The sequence below is a fragment of the Reyranella sp. genome (genome assembly GCF_030651995.1).
GTDB lineage: Bacteria > Pseudomonadota > Alphaproteobacteria > Reyranellales > Reyranellaceae > Reyranella.
This window is the reverse complement of record NZ_JAUSBN010000060.1, coordinates 26,479-44,469: the sequence shown is the minus strand read 5'-3', so window position 1 is coordinate 44,469 and position 17,991 is coordinate 26,479. Positions and strand designations below refer to the sequence as shown.

The window sequence follows — 17,991 nt, the reverse complement described above, 5'->3', positions numbered from 1 at the left end:
GACGTGCTGAACGGCGGCGGCGGCAAGGACGTGCTGGATGGCGGGGCGGGGATCGACACGGCCGTCTTCAGCGACAAGGCGGGCCCGGTCGTGGTGACGCTGGCCGGTGCAACGCCCGTTGCCGTGACGGTGAACGGCGTCGTCCAGGACACGATCAGCAACATCGAGAACCTGATCGGCGGATCAGGCAACGACCTGCTGACGGGCGACGGCTTGGCCAACCGTCTCGAGGGTGGTGCAGGTGACGACGTGCTGAACGGGGGCGGCGGCTCCGACGTGCTGCATGGCGGGGCGGGCGTGGACACTTTCGTCTTCAGTACGGCGTTATTGGGAACCGATATCAATGTGATTCTTGACTTCACTTCGGGCATCGACCGGATCGCTCTCGATGATGCGATCTTCGCCGAATTCGCAGGACAGAGCTTGGTCGGCTCCTCCGCCTTCCATATCGGCGGCGCGGCACAGGATGCGAACGATCGTCTCATCTATGATTCCGCAAGCGGAACGATCATGTACGATGCAGACGGTACGGGCGCCGGAAGCGCTAAAGCGTTTGCTGCTCTTGCGATCGGCCTCTCGCTCACGGAGAACGATTTCCTCATTGTCTAGGCGAAGTGGGGCCGAGATTTCGAGTCGGCCTGGGACTGGCCCGTCGTCGTCCGAGCGGCGTTCTCTAACCCCCGTCGCTCTCGACAAGGGCGCGCTTGAGGGCGGCAAGACCCTCAGCAGGCGGCGTTCCGTTCGCACAAGCCCACTCGATCCCGTCGACGGCGTGGGCGATGGACGGCGCGCCGAACTGGGATGCCAGTCCGGCCAGCTTGTGGGCGTGTTTCTGGATTTCCATACGAGGGTGGTTCGATTCCACGAGGTCGATCAGTTCGGACGTCCGCTTCGAAATCTCCTGGTTTGCTTCGCGTGCCAGCCTGGCCATCTCGGCCTCGAAGTCATCGCGGGCCGACACAGCTTCCATGTCGCCGCACGCCCGGACAATCGCCGTGCGCAGATCCGCGGCGGCGATCGGCTTGCGCAGGACGGTGCCTCCCGCATGCGTCACGCGATCCTCTGTCTCGCGCGTGGCGGCGGCGGTCAGCACGATGACCGGCGGTCGTCGACGTTCCAACGGCCACCGTTCGACAAGCGACAGGCCGTCGCCGTCAGGGAGATGGAGGTCGAGCAGCAGAAGGTCAAAGCTGTGCCGCCGGGCCATCTCGAGCCCCTGTGCCAGGGTTTCAGCTTCGATCAGCTCATGACCATCATTGCCCAGCAGCCGTACCATCAGCCGGCGCACAAGAGACGTGTCCTCCACGATCAGGATCGTGAGGCGGCGCCCGATCGTCTGTGGGACCTTAGGCGGCAGGGCAGAGGCGGCGGGGTTTGCGGCGAACGACAGAACGAAGCGGGTGCCGCCCGTCGGGCGATTCTCCGCCGTCAGCGATCCTCCCATGCGCTCCGCGATCCGGCGCGACAGCAGGAGACCGAGGCCTAGTCCTTTGGCATCTTGTCGGCCGGCACGGTCGAACGGCTCGAAGAGATGGGAGAGGCGCTCCTCAGGGATTCCGGGTCCTGTGTCCTCGACCGCGAGTCGAACCATTGCGCCGGACCCGTCATCGACAGTCGCCCGCAGCACGACGTTGCCGTGGTCGGTGTACTTGACGGCATTCGACAGCAGGTTGCGCACCACCTGGCGCAGCCTGTGGGGATCGAGCTCGAAGTATTGTCCATGCACGCCGACGAGATCCGAGGAGAGCAAGAGCCCCTTCTGGCGTGCGCTCTCGTGCACCAGCGCCAGCTCAGACCCCAACAGCGACGCGAGGTCGGTTGGCCGCAGGTTGAGGGGGGCTTCCGCTCCGAGTGCGCCCAGCTCGATTAGATCGTCGACGACGGTTCTCAGGCTGCCGAAGACCTCGCGGATCTCGCCGACATCGATCTCCCCCGGACGCTCGGCGGCGAGGTCTAGCAGCCCCTGTATTGCCTGCATCGGTGTGCGCAGTTCGTGGCCGACCTCGGCAAGGAAGCGCGACTTGGCCCGTTCGCCACGCTGCGCCATCGCCGACTGCGCTTCCGCTTCCGCCAGCTGAGCCCGGATCGAGGCATCGAGCTGGGTCACGTGGTACATGGCGAGCTTGCCCAGCGCCCCCCAGGTGGACCAGGTCGTCACCGCGACGTCCCGAAACCGCTCGTGCGCGGCCTTGTCGCCCAACTCGCGTGCGGCAACACTGGCGCATTCCGCCGCCAGGCCCAGTTCGAGGCGTGACGAACCACTCCGCATCGCCTCGACGGCGGCGGCATAGCCAAGCAGACAGTCTTTTTCTCCCCGACGATAGGAGCGTTCGGCGCGCAGCAGCAGAAGCTTGCCGAGTTGGTCCGTCGGGTTGGCCCGGGCAGCACGCTCGATGAACCTGAGGTCCGAGCGGTCGAGCGGCAGACCGGTCTTCAGGCGCGCGAGATTGTCATGGAAGCGCCAGCTCACGCCGACCGGATGGGAATCGAGCGTATGGCGCTTGTTCCTGCACGCGGCGGCGATGCGCAGGATGGCCGGCCAATCCTCAACCAGGCTGAGATACTCGACGGCCACCATCGGCGGGTCGTCGATCTTTCCTGCAATGAACTTGTCGAGCAGGCTGGACGACAGTGGCTCCGGCCGTCGCAGCCGCTGAACGAGCTCGGCCAGCAGCGCCATCTCGGCGATGGCCCGCGTGGCGCCAAGACGCACGGCCTTGCTGTCGCAATCCACGAGCTTTGCCGCGACTTCCTCCAGAGTCGGCGCACTGCGCCAGGTCCACACGGCTTCGTTGAGAAGCGCATTGGCCGCACTGATCAGGTCGCTTTCGACGATGCACAAATCGTAGATGCGGCGGTTGCTGTCGATCAGCGACGCGCGCGGGTCGCGCCACATCTTGCCGAAATACACGGCGCGGTGGAGCGTCGACCCGCGTCCGACCTGTAGCTCCTCGAGGCTGGCCAAGGCCTGGTCACCGAAGGCCGCCGCGGCGCGATAGTCCTTGAGAACGGCGGCGATCAGCGCATCGGCACTCAGCCAAAGCGCGGAGTTGTAGCCCATCAGACGCGCGCGAATGGCGAGCTGGATGGACATATAGGCGACGTGGCGCGGGCTGCGTTCCCAGACGGTGTAGCCAGCAGAGCTGGCAAAGGAAGCGAGCGCTTGCTCCGTTCTCGCATCGTGCCGGAGCATCCGACGCGCCTTTCGTCCGACCAGCCGCCAGACGATCGAGGCCAGGACGATGTGCAAGTGGCCGACGCGATCGGGCAGGCGGACGCCAAAACGTGCGAGCCCTTCGCGACAGAAGACCCAGGCGTCGGCGGACGTTCCCGTCACGCGCATGGCGATGACGCTCCGTTCATAGGCATCGGCCGCCTCCGCGTCATCGACCGTCGCGGCGATCATCTGCACGCAGCGCTGCCGCGTCGTCTCGACCTGGCGGTTGTGTGCCGCAGCGAAGCAGGCCTCGCGCAGCACGCTCAGCCGCTGTCCGCGATCCGGGTCGGCGACGCGCTGGAAGATCGACCAGGCCGCCTCGCCGAAATCCGCGGCCAGGTCGAATTGGGCGGCGAGCCGCGCTGATGCCGACTCGGCAGCGAACAGGGCGGCAAGCCGGGCGTCGCGCACCTCTTCCAGTCCGCCGAGCAGCTTCAGCCGCAACGCGGTCTGCGTGTGGGCGCCCGCATTCCCACTCAGTACGACGTCGGCCATGGCGTGGGCGAGGGCGATCAGTTCCGCGCGCTGCGGCACCTCCAGCAGGCTGGTCCGGATCCGGTCGTGCGGGAAGGCGATCTCTTCGCCTTCCAGGCGCAGAAGCCCGTTGGCTTGCAGGATTTCCGCCGCCGACCTTGTGGCCGCGAGCGACAGGGCGAGACAGCTGCCAAGCCGATCGAGGGGCGCGCGATCGCCCCAAAGGGCGGCAGCGATGCCGAGACGCAGGATTTCCGGCGGCAGTGCTCGGGCACGCTGGACGATCAGCCTGTTGACGTCGCGATGGTCGATGGCGGCCGCGCGCGCGAGATCGATGCGATGCGCCTCGCCGGTCCCGACAAAGGCCCGCGTGCGCTCGAGCGCGAGCGCAATCTGGCAAAGGTCGAACGGGAGGCCGCTCGACCCGTCACCCAGCCAGTCCATCATCGCCTGTGCGCGCCCCGGGTTGCCCAGCAGGCCGGTCAGAAGCTCGAACTGCTGGTTGGCGCCGAGCGGCGCGAGTTGCAGGATGGAGGCGGTTGCTGGATAAGCGGCGGCGCCTTCGCCGCGCGCCGCGAGGACAAGCTTGAGCTGGCTGGTCTCGCCGCGCTGGCTGCAGGCATGGACGAAGCCTACTGCCTCGTTGGGCGCGCGGTGCCAGTCGTCGATGAACAACACGACCGGCAGGGCAAATCCTTCGAGCCACTGCAGCACGCGCACCAGCGCATCAATCAGACGCACCGTGCCTTCATGGCTCAATAGCGCGGTGGTCGCCGGTGGCGCAGCGCCACGGGTCAATCCTCCGGCATCGAATCCCGCCGCGACAAGGGTGCCGTACTGTACGCCCAGGAGTTTGCGCAGCGAAGCCGCGCCGGAGGCCGGATCGTAGAGGCGGCCAAGGGCCGCATCGACCGCCTGCGAGAGCGCATCGACGACCGGCCGCAACCCCGTGCTGACCGCCTGTTCGGCATACTTGGCACGACCCAGGATCGGTTGTGTCTGCGCTATGTCGTGCAAAGCGTGCTCGATCAGCGCCGTCTTGCCTACTCCGGACGGCCCGCGCACGATCAGCAGCTTCGACTCGCGGCCCTCGAGTGCCAGACGAAGGAACTGTCTCTCGCGCTGACGGCCGGCAAAGCCCGTCACATTTCCTCGGGCGGAGTCGCGAGGCGATAGCCGAAACCTGGGGCCGTGACGATCACGTTGCCGTTGTCCAGTTCGCTGAGCTTGCGTCGTAGCCGGCTCACCAGTGCATCGACCGATCGGAGGTCGGACTCCTGGGGCGAGCGGCTGATCACCGATTGCAGGGCCTCGCGGGCGACGATCTTGGTGCCGGCTTGCATCAGGCGGGTCAAGATGTCGAACTCGCCGCGCGTCAGGTTGGCAGACTCGCTGCCGTTGCTGACGGTGCGTGCATCGAGGTCGACGGTGCAGTGTCCCAACCTCTTGCGCCGCCCGTGCTCGCGGCTCGACCGGCGCAGCACGCTGCGGATGCGGGCGGCCAGTTCGCCGTAGTCGATGGGTTTGACCAGGTAGTCGTCCGCCCCGAGATCGAGCGCCGCGATCCGTGTCTCCGCCGCCGACTGGCGGGTAACGACGATCAGCCCAACCTGGGAGCCGCTGCGCAGCTCGCGCACGAAACTCATTCCGTCGAGGCCGGGCAGGCCAAGGTCGAGTACGACCAAGTCGAGGCGCTTCTGGCGAAGCAGAGCCCGGCAGGCTAGGGCGTCACTTGCCTCATGCACCGTATAACCGGCCTGTCGCAGGGACAGGGCGGTCGCTTTGCGTGCCAGCATCTCGTCTTCGACAACGGCGACGTCGTACAAAATGCTCCTCCCCCACGGTTCGAGACCTACCCTGCCGTACGCGGTTTTCCAATGGTTTCGTCATTCTGACGACGTCGTCGATCAACATCCCGTCAACATTGGCTCTGGCAAAAGGGATACCGGCCCAGGGGCGCCGGAGACATGCAGTCCATGAAGAGCCTGTCGAATGCTGGTCCGGCGGACGCAATCGCTTGCGTGATGGCATTGCCTGGATCCTGGTCGAAGGGAGCTATCGAGTTACGGCTTTGCCTTCAGGCGGCGACTGGCGCGTCTGTTCGCACCGGCGTCCTCGGAGGCGCTACACTTGCTCTGCAAAGCCTTGGAACATCATGCCGACTGAAGCTGTCGCACGTTCATCCAACTCATTGAACTTTAAGAGTTTGCTTGGCTCGTCTTGGGGCACCATTTCCAAAAATTCGACGTCCAGGCCACGAGCCTGATCATCGTATCGCCGTCGAGGTCGAGGTGGCTGCTGGAGAAGTGGAGGGGCCGACTCCCCACGATACGCCGCCTCACCTCGTCACGACGTCACCAACCTCTGCCCATGGCTCACTTTTGACTCTTGAAGGTCAAGTACATGAGCACCAGGTAGACGGTTGGCATGAGCACTACCACTATCGCCTGGACGAAGCCGGGAGCTTGGCAAGCGGTGGCAAACATCTGGTAGGCAATCCAAACGTCGGCAACGACCACAATTGCGAGGCCGATCAGCCACGGCATCAAGACACTGCGCTTCTTGGCTTCTTCCATGACACCACCCTGTTCAAACGAGAACTGAGACGGCTTTATCCGTTCAGATCACCAGAGGCGGGTGGCCAAGCCGCGACGTTCACCGGCCTCTCCGGCGTTCCCTGGCGTGTAGCGGTCGTGCGTCCCTTGGTCTGCCCGGGTCGCCGCCTCGACCTGTCTCGCGCTCGAGGCAGCGCTTGAATGCCGGCAGGTGCCGCTCCTGCGACGCTCGTTGGAGCCGGCGCATCACCGTGGAGGCCGCGGGGTCGTTGATCTGTCCGAGGAGCCGTTCGTACATGGCCTCGTTTTCGATTTCAGACTGTACGGCCACCCGACAAGCTTCAAGCAGCGAGGTTGATGCGGCGACACGCTCAGGCCATGTGTCCGGTGGCGGCTCGACCCCGAAGCGCGCGAACAGGGCGAGCAGCGCCTTGACGTGTCGATCTTCAGCTTCGACGATGTTGGCGAATGGGCGGACCGGCCCGAAGGCCTTGATCACCATACGGTACTTCGCTCGCGCCTTGTATTCATCGTCGAGTGCTTCGCGCAATGCCTCTATGGTCTTTGTGTCTGGGGGCATGGACCACCGAGCTGTGACCGGATTTTGGTGAAGGCGGCCTGGGATCAGGCGGCGGCTTTGGGCCGATGATCGGCAGTGTCGACCTCGACCCGGTTTCTGACCTTGGCACCGAGGACGAACTTCGGGAACCGGTTGTGCCCGTCGAGTCGTCGCCCGCTCTTCTGCGATCCACATTTCCCTCCTCGACACGGGCCTTGAATGGGCGCGCCTACGCCGGATCCAGGTCGACCGCGACACCACCCTGGCGATGTCCCTGTCGGTCCCGCTGTCCCTGACCAAGGTGCGGCATGTGCAGCCGGCCCGGCACGGGTCAACGAACCGACGCGGATCCTTCATGGCCCGGCAACACGTCCGGCATATGGGTTTTCGCGTGGTGTCCCGGAGTCGTAGCATCCTCGACCAGCACAGGTCGTCTCTCGCCTGCTGGATGTTCGTCGCCGCCGTGCTGGCCGGCGCCGCGATCGGCCGTGAGGCGAGCTTCGCAATATACCTCGTCAGCTTCGTCTATTACGGCCTCTACTGGTACGCCTTCGCCTGGGGCGTCGACTCGTTCCGCGTCTTCAAGCGGGACGCCCTCTTGTTGAAGGCCCTCTCGGTCGTCGCGCTCGCCTTCGTCTATCTGCAGGCGCCGCCCGACTTCCTTTCCCTGGGCGTGATCGCGCTCGGCATTCTGCTCAACGCCCGCGCCGCCTCGGTGCTGGGGATCGACCGGACCTATTACGGCCACGAGCTGGCCGGCCTGGCCGCGCGGCGGATCACGGAATTTCCCTATTCCCTGATGTCCCACCCGATGATCGTCGGAAACGTGATGGCCTTCGGCGGCACGCTGCTCAACCCGGAATTCCGGGCCGCATGGTGGCCGCTCGCCACGATTCATGTCGTGTTGAACCTCGGCCTGCTCGCGATGGAACAGGCCGGACCGCGACGCCGACCGGCCATAAGGCTGGCCGGACTCCTCGTCCTCGCGGCCACGGCGGCGACGGCGACGGTCGCCGCAGCCGACGACACCGTTTCGAGCCGCCTCAGCCAGGAAATCTCGTGACCGACATTCTCGACTCCCCCGCCCCGGACTCGACGCGGGGCGCGGTCTCGACCCTGTTTCCCGCCACGATCGGCCGCTTCGAGGCGCCCGACGATCGCGCCCTGATCGACGGCCTGTCGCGGTGGGTCGAGGATCATTTCCGCGAGGAACTCGGCCAGCGGCCCTCCTGCCACGTCTATGTGGAGACGCTTCCCGCCGAGATCGTCGCCCGGATCGACCGGCTGCGCGACAGCCCGGTCATCCGCGAGCTGATCGTGCGGCAGGTTCCGGCCGGCAGCGGCTTCGAGCCGATGAAGCACACCGACGAGCTCTACATCTCGCACTACAACAAGGACCGCGGCGGCGACCAGGGCCTATTCGACAGGCACTATGACGGCAACCTGCGCTTCCTGTCGTCGAGCATGGTCGTGCGGGCGCTGATCTACCTCCAGTCCGATGCGAGCTACAAGGTGGTGTTCGCCGACAGCCGGGTCGAGAAGGCCTTCACCACCTACGAGTTCGGCCTGCTCGACTTCCATCGCGAGCTGCATTGGGTCGAGGGCAGCTACACGCAAGGCGCACCGCAGCGCATCCTGCTCAAGTGCAACTACCTCGTGACCGTCCCGGACGCCGGTGTCCGCGGCCGGTTCGCGCTCGCGGCCAACACCGCCGTCTTCTACGTGGTCAAGGCGGCCATGGAATATTCGAAGAGCCCGCGCACGCCGGCGCAGAAGGCCGTGGGCTACCTCTGCAACCTGTTCCGTCGGCTCAACATCGTTCACCCGCTGGTTCCGCTCGCGGCGATTGCCGCGACCGCGATCGGCGTCGCCGCCCTCGGATATTTCGTCGTCAACCTGTAGCGCCCCCTCCAAACCCCGCCGAACAGAGGAAACCGCCATGACCGGACTGTTGCACGAGCTGAAGGTCCAGCGATGGGATGACCATCGCTACTACCATCACAGCAAGGTCAACCAGTCGCTGCACCTGCTGAGCGCGACCAGCTTCCTGTTCGCCTATGTCGTGGCCTTCACCGATCCCGCCATGGCGGCCCTGATCGGCTGGCTGGTCGCGATGACGACCCGCCAGATCGGCCACCTGTTCTTCGAGCCGCGCGGCTACGACACCGTCAACCAGGCGACCGACGAATACAAGGAGGAGATCAAGGTCGGCTACAACATCCAGCGCAAGCTGGTGCTGCTCGCGATCTGGGCGGCGTCGCCGCTCCTGCTGGTGGCCGACCCGACCCTGTTGGGCGTCTTCACGCCGCACGCCGACTGGACCGAATTCGTGACGCATGTGGGCGAGCTGTGGCTGGTCGTCGGGTTGGCGGGGATCGCCTTCCGCGCCCTTCAGCTGTTCGTGACCAAGGACCTGACCACCGGCCTCGTCTGGGTGACCAAGATCGCCACCGATCCGTTCCACGACATCAAGCTGTACCACCGCGCGCCGTGGGAACTCCTGACCGGGCGCTATAGCCGCCACACGCCGGAGACCGTCGCGGCTCCGATCCTGCCGGATGAACTGCTGCCCGAGGTCATTCCCGAGCTGCCCGCGACCGTCGTCGAGGACGCTGTCGCCCCGGCCTCAAAGGGCGGCGTCTAGGGGCTGCGGCCCCGCCAGGCGCTCCTTGCGTTCCCGCCCCGGGAAGCCCAGCAGGTGCGATGCCATCTCGCGCAGGATGCGCCGCTTGATCGCCCGGTCGGTGGCCAGCACCCCCGGCTCCCACCAGCCGTCGCGCTGCATCGCTTCGGCGGCCGCGACGAAGCGGTCGGCCACCGCCTGGAACTGCTCCTCGGTGAAGTTCAGGCTGAAGATCAGGCGCCCCGTGCCCACCCAGCTGAGGGCGAGGCCATGGGCCTTGAGGTAGTACTGGAACATCCAGTGGTAGCGCGCGGCCGTCGGGTAGCAGACCGTCCAGATCGACGAGAGGTGCCCGATGCGCACCGGCAGCTGCCGCTCCGCGAGCCGGCGGTTGAGTTCGGATGCGCGCCGGTCCCAGGTTTGATCGAGGTCGCAATAGACCTGCTTCATTTCGGGCGAGTCGAGATGGAGCAGGAACTCGTTCATCGCCCCCATCACGTAGGGATGGGCGTTGAACGTCCCGCGCGCGAAGCAGATGTCGGCCGGCCGGTCGTCCCGGAACCGCTTCATCAGGCGGTGGTCGCCGCACACGACGCCGATCGGAAACCCGCCACCCACCGTCTTGCCATAGGTCACGAGGTCGGCCTCGATGCCGAAATACTCCTGGGCGCCGCCGGCCGCGAGCCGGAAGCCGACGAACACCTCGTCGAGGATGAGAACGATGCCGCGCTCGGTGCAGACCTGGCGCAGGGCCTTCAGCCAGGCGGCATAGGTTTCCCGGCTGACGCCACGGTCGGGCCGGCTGGCGATCAGCGTGGAATCCGCCGGCGCGCCCTGGTTGGGATGCATGGCCTGGATCGGGTTGACCAGTACGCAGGCGATGTCGGTGCGGCGGCGCAGGACGGCGAGGGTCTTCTCCGAGAGATCGGCCAGCGTGTAGGTATCGTGGGCGGCCACCGGATTGCCGACGCCGGGTTGCACGTCGCCCCACCAGCCATTGTAGGCGCCGCAGAAGCGCACGAGGTGGGAGCGGCCGGTGTGGTAGCGCGCCAGTCGCACGGCCTGCATCACCGCCTCCGTCCCCGACATGTGGAACGACACTTCCGGCTTGCCGGAGATGCGGGCGAGCCGCCGGGCATTGTCGGCTACGAGATCGGGATAGGCTCCGAGAACCGGCCCCAGTCCGGCGACTCGCCGGGCGCCGCGCTCCATGCAGCCCTTGTAGAAGTCGTAGCCGAGCAGGTTCACGCCGTAGGAGCCGCTGAGGTCGTAGCGCGCCGTGCCGTCGAGGTCGGTGACCTGGACGCCCTCGGAGGAGGCCACGAAGGCGCCGGCGGGCAGCGCCGCCCGGACGCGCGGACTGAACTGGAAGGGGACCCGGTAGCTTTCGGTGAACTGCAGGTCGGAGATGTGGCGCGTCGCCTCCGAGGTCAACCGCAGCGTGCGCCCGTCTCCCGAGCGCAAGGTCTCGGCCAGCGCGTCGAAGCCGATCCTGCGGCGGGCCGAGACGGCCTCGCTGGCATCGTCGGCGCGGAAGAACAGGTCGCCTTCATAGACATAGTGCGGGACCAGCCCGGCGATGCGCCGAGACATCCGCGCATGGCCGGCGAGGGAGCGGTGCTTGGCCCGCGAGAGCATCAGGCGGTTGCGCACCCTGGGTGCCAGCAGGAACAGCGCCAGCCCCCCGGCCACCAGCGCCGCGACAGTCTCGCCATCCATCAGGTTCATCATTCAGCTTCCCCGGAGTTTTCGACGTGGCCAAAAGCGTTCATTCGCAACTGCTGAAGCTCCTCCAGCAGGAGAACATCAATTTCCTGCTGACCAACCGCATCCCGCGCCGGCTCGTGACGCGCTGGATGGGCTGGTTCAGCCGCATCGAGAGTCCGGCGCTGACTCGCGCTTCGATCGCGGTCTGGCGCCTGTTCGCCGATCTCGACCTCGCCGAGTCGAAGAAGCAGACCTTCAGAAGCCTGCGCGACTGCTTCACGCGCGAGTTGCGTGCCGGGGCCCGGCCGCTCGACGCCGATCCCTCGATGCTGGTCAGTCCCTGCGACGGAATCGTAGGGGCGTGCGGCACGGTTCGGGGGACCGAGCTGTTCCAGACCAAGGGCTTCCCCTACCGGCTCGAGGATCTGCTGATCGCCCCGGACCTGGTCGAGACCTACCGCGACGGCACCTATGTCACGCTGCGTCTCACCTCGAGCATGTACCACCGCTTCCATGCACCGCACGACGCGACGGTCGAGCGCGTGACCTACGTTTCGGGCGACACCTGGAACGTGAACCCGATCGCGCTCAGGCGGGTCGAGCGCCTGTTCTGCCGCAACGAGCGCGCCGTGCTGCGGCTGCGCCTCGCCGCGGGCGGCCACCCGGTGGCGCTGGTGCCGGTCGCGGCGATCCTGGTCGCCGGCATCCGGCTGCACTTCCTCGATGTCGTGATGAACATGAACTATCGCGGTGCGGCCGACATCGTCTGTTCGACGCGCGTTCGACGGGGCGACGAACTGGGCTGGTTCGAGCACGGGTCCACCATCATCGTCTTCGCCCCCCGCGGCTTCCGCCTGTGCGACGACATCGCCGAGGGCACGAAGATCCGGATGGGCCAACGCCTGATGGTTCTGCCCTGATGCGACCGGGGAGCGGGAGGCGGACACTCCCTTCCCAGTGCAACAGTCTCGTTGCCGTCTCGTGAGGCCGGCGTGTCAGTTCGGTGACCGGCCACTCCGGTCGTGGTCCGTCAGGACCAGCCGAGGAGGTCCGGGCCCATGACGAGGCTCGAGAAGGACTCGACCGTATAGGCGCTGTCGTCGTTGCGGATGGTGCCGACGGCCGACGCGGTATCGATGACGGCGCCCGCGCTGGCATTGGACAGGGTGACGACGAAACTCTCGTCTGCTTCGACCAGTATCTCACCGAGGACCCAGACCGTGACGGTCTTGAAGGTCTCCCCGTCGGAGAAACTCACGCTGCCGGACGGCATCACGCCACCGAACAGGGAGAAGGCCGGCAAGGCGTCTTCGCCGTCGGAGGGGATCTGGGGGAAGAAGGAACCGATGTAGGAGGCGTCCAGGGAAATCAGGTCGGCGGACTCCAGAAGTTCATCGAACGGGATGAAATCGGAATCGACGACCCCGGTCCCGGTCACGGCCCAGTCGACGCTGGCTGCGCCGCTCAGGTCCCCCGCGCGGGTGACGGTGAAGGTGAAAGGCGTGACGCCCAGATCGTCTTCGGCCTTGTCGGCGCTGGTGGCGGCGATCGACAGCGACGCATCGTCGTTGCGGATGATGCCGTTGGCCGAGGCCGTGCCGAGGCTGGTGCCGGCGCCGGGACTGGACAGATTCACTGAGAAGGCTTCGTTCGATTCGAACGCGCTGTCGCCCGCGACACCGATGCTGATGAGCTTCGAGCTCTCGCCGGCGGCGAAGCTTACCGTGCCGGCCGGCAACACGCCGCCCGTGAAGTCGGCGCCATCGACCGCCGGGCCGGTGACGGCCCAGTGCGCGCTGGCGACGCCGCTCAAGTCGCCGCTGCGGGTGACGGTGAAGGTGAAGGCCGTGCTGCCCCCATCGCCTTCCGCCTTGTCGGCGCCGGTGGCGGCAATCGACAGCGATGCATCGTCGTTGCGGATGATGCCCTTCGCCGAGGCGGTGCCGAGGATGGCGCCGGCACCGGGATTGGACAGCGTCACCCAGAAGGTCTCGTTCGCCTCGACGGCGCTGTCGCCGCTGACGTTGATGCTGACGACCTTCGAACTCTCACCGGCGGCGAAGCTCACCGTGCCGGTCGGCAACACGCCCCCCGTGAAGTCGGCGCCGTTGACGGCGGGACCTGTGACGGCCCACTGGGCGCTGGCGGCGCCGCTCAGGTCGCCGCTGCGGGTCACGGTGAAGGTGAAGGCCGTGCTGCCCGACTGGCCTTCCCGTTTGTTGGCGCTGGTGGCGGCGATCGACAGCACAGCCGTCGCGATATCGTCGTTGAGGATCGTGCCCACCGCGCTGCCATCGAGGATCGATGCGCCTTCCGACGGATCCGACAGGGTGACGGCGAAGGTCTCGTTGCCCTCCACGACCGCATCGCCGGCGATGGCGACGAGGATGTTCTGCTGCATCACCCCGGGCGCGAAGGTGAGGATGCCGCTCTGGGCGACATAGTCCTGGCCGGCGAGCGCGCTGCCGTTCGCGGTCGTGTAGTGGACGGTGACGGTCGAGGTGGAGGCCTCGGTCAGGAAGACCGGGATGCTGAGGTAGTGGGGATCGCCGCCGTTGCCCTCGTCGATCGCGGCGTCACCGGCGGTGATGCCCACCGTCGGCGCGCCGTTGCGTACCGAGAACACGAAAGTCCCCGGCGTGCCGACGTTGCTGGCGCTCTCCAGCGCGAGCAGTTCCGCCTGGTTGCCGGATTGCGGAAGCTCGAAGTATTCGACGCCGTCTCCCGCGCTGTAGCCGGCCCTGGCCGGCGTGCCGCCCAGGCCGTTGCTGCCGCCGGACGCATTGCCGGTGGTCCAGTCGACGTTCTCGTAGCGGAAGGTGATGTCGAAGTCGCCTTCCGCGTTGATCTGCTGGATGCTGAGCTGGAAGGCGTTCAGCTTGTTGGTCTGGCCGCTGTAGTAGCCGACATCGTCCCAGGTGGCGGTGAAGGTCTTGCTGACGGAGTCGAGATCGTACCAGAGCAGGTTCGTGCCGGCCGACGTGCCGCCCGGCGACGGCGCGACCGTGCCGCCGCGCGTATCGATGTCGGCCCAGTAGGCGGCGATGATGGGATTGCTGGTCGAACCCGTGATCGCACTCGGCGTGAAGCTGCTGGAGGCGGCGTTGAAGGTCACGCTGCCGTTGTTGTTGAGATAGAAGCCCGTGTAGTAGCGGCCGAAGAAGTTGATGCCTTGCGTGCCGAAGATCGGCGTGAGGTCGATGAACCCCGTCGAGCCATCGTCGTTCGCGGGGAGGGAGAACTCACCGAACCCGGCGGTGCCGCCCAGAGTGTTGACCAGCGACGTCATGATGGCCTCCCCAATGGCCTGCCTAACCTCTTCTCAGCCCTACGCACGACTATTCTATCGTCAGGTTTTTCCTGCCCATCCATTTGGCAAGGAAACCGCTCGTCGGCGAGTATTCTACGCATGTCGATGCCATTACTGACGGCACCATACTTGGCTCTGGCGACTCATGCATGGTGATATTGTAACATCGCTGCAAATAGTACAGTCCCAAAGCATATTAAGTTGGCCAGTTGGCCACTGGGATGAGTAGGGAGCATCGGCAATGCCCGTGCATTGGACGATCGATTCAGAGGCAAAGGTTTTCGAGGTCACCTGCTCGGGTGTCGTCCAGGCGGACGAAATCCACCGTATGCTGGATGTCATGGTCGGCTCGGATGCACTCGGCTATCGGAAGCTGTTCGACGGCAGTCAGGCGGATACGAATTTGGGACCCCTGGATGTCCTGCACATCGGAGTCCGGATGCGCACCCTCCATGGTGAGGGCGTGCCCCTCGGACCTCTCGCCGTGGTCATCCCCGCCGACAAGTACCCGCTGCTTTCCCGGGTCCTCGGGATCCTCGCCTCGCCCCGCCGTCCGATGCGCATCTTCACCGAAGTCGATCGGGCGCGAAGGTGGCTGAACACGGCGGCGGTCCGCCGGAGAGTGCCTGCCCCTCAAGACGACGTTGCTGATCGAGCCAACCAGCAATCGGTGAATTGCTGATCGAGGCGGGGCGGCCTGCCTTGCGCGAGAGCCGCGATGTCCGGAGAATTGCCGCCGGTTCAGGGAGCAGGCGGGGAATTCCAGGCAAATGCAGTTCGATGACGTCATTCTCGGTCGCCGGAGCATCCGGGGTTACAAGCCCGATCCCGTCCCCCGGGCGCTGATCGAGGAAATCATCGGGCTGGCGATGCGCGCGCCCTCGTCGATGAACACCCAGCCCTGGAACTTCTACGTCCTCACCGGCGAACCGCTGGACCGGATCCGCGCTGGCAACACCGAGCGGATGCTGGCGGGGGTCCCGCAGTCACGGGAGTTCCGGACGGGACAACCGTTCGCGGGTCCGCACCGCGATCGGCAGGTCGGCGTCGCCAAGCAGTTGTTCTCCGCCATGGGGATTGCGCGCGACGACAAGGAGATGCGCCAGGACTGGGTATTGCGCGGCTTCCGCCAGTTCGATGCGCCGGTCTGCGTGATCGTGACCTATGACCGCGTGCTGGACGGCAGCGACGATACGCCGTTCGATTGCGGCGCCGTGACGACGGCGCTGGTCAATGCCGCCTGGTCGCGCGGGCTCGGGGCGGTGATCAACAGCCAGGGCATCATGCAGTCGCCCGTGGTGCGCGAGCACGCCGGCATTGCCGACGATCAGGTCATCATGAAGAGCATCGCGCTGGGCTGGCCGGACGAGAGCTTCCCGGCCAATGCGGTCGTATCGGAACGGAAGTCCGTCGGTGACGCCACGGTGTTCGTCGGCTTCGGTGAATAGGCGCATTGCCGATCCCCCGCCATTGACCTGAATCAAGCGGGTTCCTCCATGGCGCTGATGGCAGGCGGCGATCCGTTGCGTGTCGATGGGGAGCGGTGCCGTCGTCCTTCAATGGAATGGAACGGCAGCTCTCGAGACCGGTCCAGCCTCCGCATCACGTACGGAGGCCGCGACCGATGTCGCGGCCTGTTCGAAGGACTCAGGGGCGATGCAGGGCGCAGATCTTGTTGCCATAAGGATCGCGCAGATAGGCCAGATAGAGCCTGGTCGCGCCGCCCTCACGCCACCCGGGCGGGTCCTCGATGCTCTTGCCGCCGGTCGCGACGCCTGCATCGTGGAAGGCTTTCACTTTCTCGGGACTGTCGCAGGCGAATCCCAAGGTGCCACCATTGGCATGGGTGGCCGCGTTCCCGTCAATCGGCTTGCTGATTCCGAGGATGCCTGTGGGCGTGCGATAGAAAACCCGACCCTTCGGATCGATCTTGCCTTCCGCCACTCCGATGGCGCCCAATACGGCATCGTAGAATTTCTTTGAGACAGCCACGTCGTCCGTGCCGACAAAAATATGCGAAAACACTTCCACTCTCTCCCTGGTACGGTCGGCAGCGCCGCCAACCGGCCCAGCCCCAGCGTCGCGGTTTCGACACCACCCATGAGCTGCATAACATCTGCTGCGGTCCTGCGAAAGAACGAGCCCTTCCCGGCCAATGCGGTCGTGTCCGAACGGAAGTCCGTCGGTGACGCCACGGTGTTCGTCGGCTTCGGTGAATAGGCCGGTCGATCCGTCCGGTTCGGTAAGGGCGCCTGTGGCCGTCCGGAATTCCTCCAGGATCTGGCGGTTATGCGTTGCGCGTCGTCGCGTTCCGCGAGACTTCTAGGTGTGACTTCGAAACTTCCCACGACCGTGCGTTCTCGTTCCCGCCTCCCGTTGACGCGTCGTCACCTGCTGGGCGGCCTTCCGGCCGCGGCCCTCCTCGCATCCTGTGACAGCCTCCCGGCCAGCGGTCCGACGACGTCGGAAATCGCCGCTGCCGGCCGGCCGGGACGGTCGGGTGGCACACGGTTCGCCCTGGTCGACGTGACGGCCGATACGGTCGCGATCATGCAGCGCTGGAGCGCTGCTTCTCTCCAGGGGAGTTTCGGGCAGCAGCGCCCCGCCGCCAGACAACTGATCGGCGTGGGCGACTACGTCCAGGTCGTGATCTGGGAAGCGGCCGCCGGCGGGTTGTTTTCCGGGCCCGCCAACGATCGCGGCGCCTCCGGCTCGCGCTCCGCCACGATCCCCGAGCAGGTCGTCGGCCCCGATGGCGCCCTGACGGTGCCCTATGCCGGCCGCGTGCGTGTCGCCGGGCGCTCGCCGGCCGAGGTCGAGCAGGCGATCGTGCAGGCGCTTCGCGAGAAGGCCATCGAGCCGCAGGTGCTGGTGACGGTGACCCGGAATGTCGCCAACACCGTCACGGTGATCGGCGAGGTGACCAACGGGGCGCGCGTGCCGCTGACCACGCGCGGCGACCGGCTCCTCGATGTCATCGCCGCAGCCGGCGGCACGCGGGCGGCGGCGCACGAAGTGTTCGTGACCCTGGTACGCGACGGCGCATCGGTGCGCATCCCGATGCAGGCCATCCTGAACGACCCTGCCGAGAACGTCTATGTGCAGGCGGGCGACGTGGTCAGCGTCGCGCGCGACCCGCAGACCTTCACCGCCGCCGGCGCCACCGGCGTCAACACCGTGATCCCGTTCGACGCGGTCGGCATCACGCTGGAGCAGGCGCTCGCCCGCGCCGGTGGCGTCAACGACTCGCGGGCCGACCCGACCGGCGTCTTCGTGATCCGATTCGAGCGTCCCGCCGACTACGACCAGCTCGGTCTCCAGCGGCCCGACCCGTCGGCGCTGCCCGAGGTCCCGGTGATCTATCGGCTGACCATGCGGGACCCAGTCGGCTTCTTCATCGCCCGGCGGTTTCCGGTCAGGAACAAGGACATGGTCTACGTCTCCAACGCGCCGTCCATGGAGATCCAGAAGGCGATGACGATCCTGCTGCCGTTCCTCGGCGCGGGCGCGACCGCGGTCACGGTTGGCGCGGTGACCACACGCTAG

Annotated in this window: 15 protein-coding genes and 1 pseudogene; 9 read left to right on the top strand and 7 right to left on the bottom strand. The window is 66.3% G+C overall.

Annotation, left to right across the window (positions count from 1 at the left end):
- Positions 1-609, top strand: a 609-nt coding sequence (locus Q7V45_RS18760; RefSeq protein WP_304854799.1) for a calcium-binding protein, incomplete at its 5' end; no start/stop codon positions are given.
- Between the two features lie 64 nt (positions 610-673).
- Here Q7V45_RS18760 and Q7V45_RS18755 read toward each other — a convergent pair.
- From Q7V45_RS18755 to Q7V45_RS18740, 4 genes are all read right to left on the bottom strand, one after another.
- Positions 674-4,837, bottom strand: coding sequence for an ATP-binding protein (locus Q7V45_RS18755; protein ID WP_304854797.1), 4,164 nt, complete (start codon positions 4,835-4,837; stop codon positions 674-676).
- Complete coding sequence (locus Q7V45_RS18750; RefSeq protein WP_304854794.1) at positions 4,834-5,517, bottom strand: response regulator transcription factor; 684 nt, start codon at positions 5,515-5,517, stop codon at positions 4,834-4,836. The genes Q7V45_RS18755 and Q7V45_RS18750 overlap by 4 nt, the downstream gene beginning before the upstream one ends.
- A gap of 549 nt (positions 5,518-6,066) precedes the next feature.
- Positions 6,067-6,267, bottom strand: a complete 201-nt coding sequence (locus Q7V45_RS18745) for a hypothetical protein (RefSeq protein ID WP_304854792.1) — start codon at positions 6,265-6,267, stop codon at positions 6,067-6,069.
- 79 nt (positions 6,268-6,346) lie between these two features.
- Entirely contained in the window at positions 6,347-6,796 is a 450-nt protein-coding gene (locus Q7V45_RS18740; RefSeq protein WP_304854790.1) for a DUF2202 domain-containing protein, read from the bottom strand.
- Positions 6,797-7,199: 403 nt separating this feature from the next.
- On the opposite strand from Q7V45_RS18740, the gene Q7V45_RS18735 reads away from it, so the two are divergent.
- From Q7V45_RS18735 to Q7V45_RS18725, 3 genes are read left to right on the top strand one after another with little or no spacing between them, the layout of a single operon-like run.
- Positions 7,200-7,868 carry a methyltransferase gene (locus Q7V45_RS18735; RefSeq protein ID WP_304854788.1) on the top strand — a complete coding sequence of 223 codons (669 nt, stop codon included), beginning with the start codon at positions 7,200-7,202 and terminating at the stop codon, positions 7,866-7,868.
- On the top strand, positions 7,865-8,707 hold the full coding sequence (locus Q7V45_RS18730) for a hypothetical protein (RefSeq protein WP_304854787.1): 843 nt from the start codon (positions 7,865-7,867) through the stop codon (positions 8,705-8,707). Before Q7V45_RS18735 ends, Q7V45_RS18730 begins: the two co-directional genes overlap by 4 nt.
- 37 nt (positions 8,708-8,744) lie before the next feature.
- The gene (locus Q7V45_RS18725) at positions 8,745-9,449 is read left to right on the top strand and encodes a hypothetical protein (protein WP_304854786.1); all 705 of its coding nucleotides are present in this window, start codon (positions 8,745-8,747) and stop codon (positions 9,447-9,449) included.
- Here the strand turns inward: Q7V45_RS18725 and Q7V45_RS18720 are convergent.
- Positions 9,432-11,156, bottom strand: coding sequence for an aminotransferase class III-fold pyridoxal phosphate-dependent enzyme (locus Q7V45_RS18720; protein ID WP_370692626.1), 1,725 nt, complete (start codon positions 11,154-11,156; stop codon positions 9,432-9,434). The genes Q7V45_RS18725 and Q7V45_RS18720 overlap by 18 nt on opposite strands.
- A 26-nt stretch (positions 11,157-11,182) precedes the next feature.
- Between Q7V45_RS18720 and asd the strand changes: the two genes are divergently transcribed.
- Positions 11,183-12,055 (top strand): archaetidylserine decarboxylase, encoded by an 873-nt coding sequence (gene asd / locus Q7V45_RS18715; protein WP_304854784.1) that lies wholly within the window; start codon positions 11,183-11,185, stop codon positions 12,053-12,055.
- A gap of 110 nt (positions 12,056-12,165) precedes the next feature.
- Here the strand turns inward: asd and Q7V45_RS18710 are convergent, their stop codons facing one another.
- On the bottom strand, positions 12,166-14,424 hold the full coding sequence (locus Q7V45_RS18710) for a Calx-beta domain-containing protein (protein WP_304854782.1): 2,259 nt from the start codon (positions 14,422-14,424) through the stop codon (positions 12,166-12,168).
- Positions 14,425-14,686: 262 nt separating this feature from the next.
- Between Q7V45_RS18710 and Q7V45_RS18705 the strand changes: the two genes are divergently transcribed.
- On the top strand, positions 14,687-15,127 hold the full coding sequence (locus tag Q7V45_RS18705) for a hypothetical protein (protein ID WP_304854780.1): 441 nt from the start codon (positions 14,687-14,689) through the stop codon (positions 15,125-15,127).
- A gap of 88 nt (positions 15,128-15,215) precedes the next feature.
- Positions 15,216-15,893 (top strand): nitroreductase, encoded by a 678-nt coding sequence (locus tag Q7V45_RS18700; RefSeq protein WP_304854779.1) that lies wholly within the window; start codon positions 15,216-15,218, stop codon positions 15,891-15,893.
- A 199-nt stretch (positions 15,894-16,092) separates the two neighbouring features.
- Here Q7V45_RS18700 and Q7V45_RS18695 read toward each other — a convergent pair whose 3' ends face one another.
- Positions 16,093-16,470, bottom strand: coding sequence for a VOC family protein (locus Q7V45_RS18695; RefSeq protein ID WP_304854800.1), 378 nt, complete (start codon positions 16,468-16,470; stop codon positions 16,093-16,095).
- 120 nt (positions 16,471-16,590) lie between these two features.
- On the opposite strand from Q7V45_RS18695, the pseudogene Q7V45_RS18690 reads away from it, so the two are divergent.
- Both Q7V45_RS18690 and Q7V45_RS18685 read left to right on the top strand, forming a co-directional pair.
- Positions 16,591-16,665 (top strand): annotated as a pseudogene (locus tag Q7V45_RS18690) (nitroreductase); the annotation flags it as partial.
- Positions 16,666-16,821: 156 nt separating this feature from the next.
- Positions 16,822-17,991 carry a polysaccharide biosynthesis/export family protein gene (locus Q7V45_RS18685; RefSeq protein WP_304854777.1) on the top strand — a complete coding sequence of 390 codons (1,170 nt, stop codon included), beginning with the start codon at positions 16,822-16,824 and terminating at the stop codon, positions 17,989-17,991.